This window comes from Desulfococcus sp. (genome assembly GCF_050178255.1).
GTDB classification, from domain to species: domain Bacteria; phylum Desulfobacterota; class Desulfobacteria; order Desulfobacterales; family Desulfococcaceae; genus Desulfococcus; species Desulfococcus multivorans.
This window is the reverse complement of sequence record NZ_JBFXGG010000186.1, coordinates 1-3,709: the sequence shown is the minus strand read 5'-3', so window position 1 is coordinate 3,709 and position 3,709 is coordinate 1. Positions and strand designations below refer to the sequence as shown.

The following is a 3,709-nucleotide window of genomic DNA, read 5'->3' as shown; positions in this document are numbered from 1 at the left end:
GATAGAGCCCCTTTGGTGAAGGCCTGTTTTGCAACATCATCTCTGTGTTGAGCCCTTAAAAACGGGTTGAGTTCGGTCTGGGTAGAAAAGGTGTCCGAATCGAGGCTGCTATGCCATAACAAATTGGAATATCAATCAAATACACTTAATCCAACGGCATTGGGCAGTCATTGAAAAACCGCAGAAGAAATTAATTTATGGAAGGCTTCTCGGATTCGAAAAACATTCCTCGAAAACCTCAACCGATACGGTTCAGTCCGTAATCTGGCGACCCAATTCATCACCCGAGTCGGTAGCGTCAAATCTGTTCTGCTCTCCTCGAAAATCGTGCCCTTACAAAACGAACCTCACATTCCGACGGTAACGCGGGATATCACGGAAATCAAGGAGACCGAAGCCTTCCGACGCCATTTCCATTCTCTTCTGAGCCATGGAGGCGATACCGGAATGCAAGGGTCATCGCCGGCGGCGGAGTTTATATGTGTCATCAAAACCAGGATTTTCATAGACAAAAATCAGGCGCCGCCCGATTGTAATACATAAAAACCCCAACTAAATTAAAATCATGTTAATCTCGTGTTATGATGCAATCGGCTGACGGCGATGTCCTGGGTGGTAGGCCGCAAAACACAACTGGAAAACGGCATGACGATTCGGATTCTTCTGACCATTGACGACTCCATCGCATGAGAAAACCTGCGCCAAATCATTCAACAACATCCCGGTCTGGAACTCATTGCCGAAACCGCCGACATCCCTTCGGCTCAGGAATTGACCCGACGACTTCGGCCCGATGTCGTCGTCGTGGCCGCCATGCTGACCCTATCAGCCGATGTCCCCGAATTCAGGCGAACCGATCCTGGTCCCCTTAACATTGAGCTCTTTTGAAAGGTCAAGTGTCCATTATGAGACCCCAGAATCCCATTCCAAAAAAGATATGGATACCGCTGGTGTCGACGATCGTCCTGGCGATAAGTCTGATAATCGGATATGAACCGAAGCAGCAGGGAACCACCGGGCCGAACATCCGCGACGATGCCCTCAGTGCATCCGAGGACTGGTTCTCGGATTTTGTCCAGCCGCCTCCCACCGGACATGATCATGATGACATGATCGGTATTGCTACTGCGGATGCGTCAAAAACGATTTTCATCTGTCCCATGAACTGTGTGCAGCCCATGGCGAAACCTGGAAAGTGTCCAGTATGCGGTATGGATCTGGTGGAGATTCCCGCACCAGATGAAACAGATGACGACCAGAAGCCTGGGATAAGCCTCTCCGATAAGGCTCTTAGCACCGCCGCACCCCAAACGGCAAAGGTGAGCCGCCAGGCTGTTTCCGCCGAAATCCGCCTTTTCGGAAAAATCGAATACGATCCTGTCGAACAGTACAAGGTCACGGCTTTTGCACCGGGCATCATCGACCGCATTTATGTCAAGCGGGCGGGCCAGACCGTCAGAAGGGGAGACCCCTTGTTCGACATGCACTCCTCGGAGCTCTATTTCCTGGAGCAGGAATTGGCGGAGGTACTGAAACTTTTCCCGGACGATGTCGACTACCGCCCGGCCCGAGGGCAGATCTACAAACGACAGATGCGACCCCCGCGCCGGCAGTTTCATCTCCCAAAACCCGATGAGGCTACGCCGGAGGAAATGGCGACGAAGAAGGCCGCCCTGGAGAAACTGGAACAGATCCGGAGGAAAATGATGCTCCTGGGGCTGTCGAACGCGGACATCGATCGGATTATCGCACGGGGCGTACCGACGGGAATTTCGACGGTGACCACGCCCACCACCGGGGTTGTGCTCAACCAGTTCGCTTTCAAAGGAGCATACGTGAACACGGGAGAAGCGATATTCACCATCGCCAATCCCAAATACATCTGGGCCCGGCTGGACGGGTATGCATCGGATTTTTCCTGGATTCGCATGCGCCAGGACGCCAGAATAGTGGTGGATGCCTATCCCGGGGAGGTTTTCGAGGGAAAGGTCGTCTATATCGATCCCGAATTCGATCCGGCGACCCGCACCTTCAAGATCGGCGTCCTGTTTTCGGACCCCGAAAAGAAACTCAGGCCCAACATGCTGGCCCGCGGCATCATCCAGTCCAGAATGGCTTCGGAAGGCACCGGACTGACCGCCCGGGGGCCTGACGATCATACCCCGCTGGTCATTCCCGAAACCGCCCCTCTCATCACCGGAAGTCGGGCCATCGTTTATGTGGCGGATCCCCGCACTCCCGGCAAATTCGAAGGACGTGAAGTGGTGCTTGGCCCCCGCGCGGGCGGCTATTACATCGTCAAATCCGGACTTGTGGCGGGTGAAACCGTGGTCGTCAACGGCGCCTTCAAGATCGACAGCGCCGTCCAGATTCTGGCCGGGCGCAGCATGATGGATCACGGCGGTGGCAGCGTCGGCACTGCGTCCCCTCAGGTGTTGATGGAAGCCCCGGCGGAGGGCCGTGCCGACGATGACCGTCCGCGGCCCGATGCAGGTCTCCGGCATCAATTGTATCGCGGCCTGGAACAACGCGAACCGGCTGATAAATGACGCTTTGAATTGAATCTTCCGCTTCCGGCGATAATAGTGCGATGACGATGGTGATGACAACATGAGCAGCGATGATCTCATTTCAACCGACGGCTCTCCCTCCCCGGTGGAACGTATCATCGGATGGTGTCTGCAAAATCGGATGATCGTATTTCTGATCACCGTCCTCCTCATCGGTTGGGGGCTGGTGGCGGCGCCTTTCGACTGGCGTCTGGGCGGCATTCACCGCGATCCCGTTCCGGTGGATGCCATCCCCGACATCGGTGAGAACCAGCAGATCGTATTCACCGAATGGTCGGGTCGCTCACCGCAGGATGTGGAAGACCAGATCACCTACCCGCTCTCCACGTCTCTTCTGGGCGTTCCCGGCGTCAAGACCATCCGGGGATATTCCATGTTCGGCTTTTCACTGGTCTACATGATCTTCGAGGACGGCATCGACTTCTACTGGTCGCGTTCCCGGGTTTTGGAACGCCTCAACAGCCTTCCGGCACGGGAGCTTCCCGAAGGCGTCAGACCGACCCTCGGCCCGGACGCCACGGCGTTGGGCCAGGTCTACTGGTATACCCTGGAGGGGCAGGACGCCGACGGTAAACCGACCGGCGGCTGGGACCTTCATGAGCTGCGCTCTATCCAGGACTGGTATGTACGCTATGCCCTCATGTCGGTGCCGGGGGTTAGCGAGGTGGCGTCCGTCGGAGGGTTCGTACAGGAATATCAGGTCGATGTGGACCCCGACCGGATGCGTTACCGAGACGTCACTCTGGAAGAGATCGTCAATGCGGTGCGCCGGGCCAACGTGGACGTGGGCGCCCGCACCATCGAGGTCAACAGGGTCGAATACGTCATCCGGGGCCTGGGGTTCGTCAAATCCCTCGAGGACATTGAAAACGCCTTCATCAAACGCGTTGGAGACACGCCCATCCTGGTCAGCCACGTCGCCAACGTAGCGCTGGGGCCGGCCTCCCGGCGCGGTGCTCTGGACAAGGGCGGAGCCGAGGCCGTGGGCGGCGTCGTGGTTGTCCGGTACGGCGAAAACCCCCTCGCCGTCATCCAACGGGTCAAGCAGAAGATTTCTGAAATATCCCTGGGCATGCCCAGCCGGACACTTCCCGACGGCACGGTCAGCCGGCTTGCCGTGGTTCCCTTCTACGACCGGA

2 protein-coding genes are annotated in these 3,709 nt (G+C 56.8%); both read left to right on the top strand.

The features are described 5' to 3' along the window. Window positions 1–905 precede the first annotated feature (905 nt). Window positions 906–2,549, top strand: a complete 1,644-nt coding sequence (locus AB7S84_RS16935) for an efflux RND transporter periplasmic adaptor subunit (RefSeq protein WP_428155961.1) — start codon at window positions 906–908, stop codon at window positions 2,547–2,549. Between the two features lie 61 nt (window positions 2,550–2,610). Then, a partial coding sequence (locus AB7S84_RS16930; RefSeq protein ID WP_428155959.1) for an efflux RND transporter permease subunit occupies window positions 2,611–3,709 on the top strand: 1,099 nt, incomplete at its 3' end.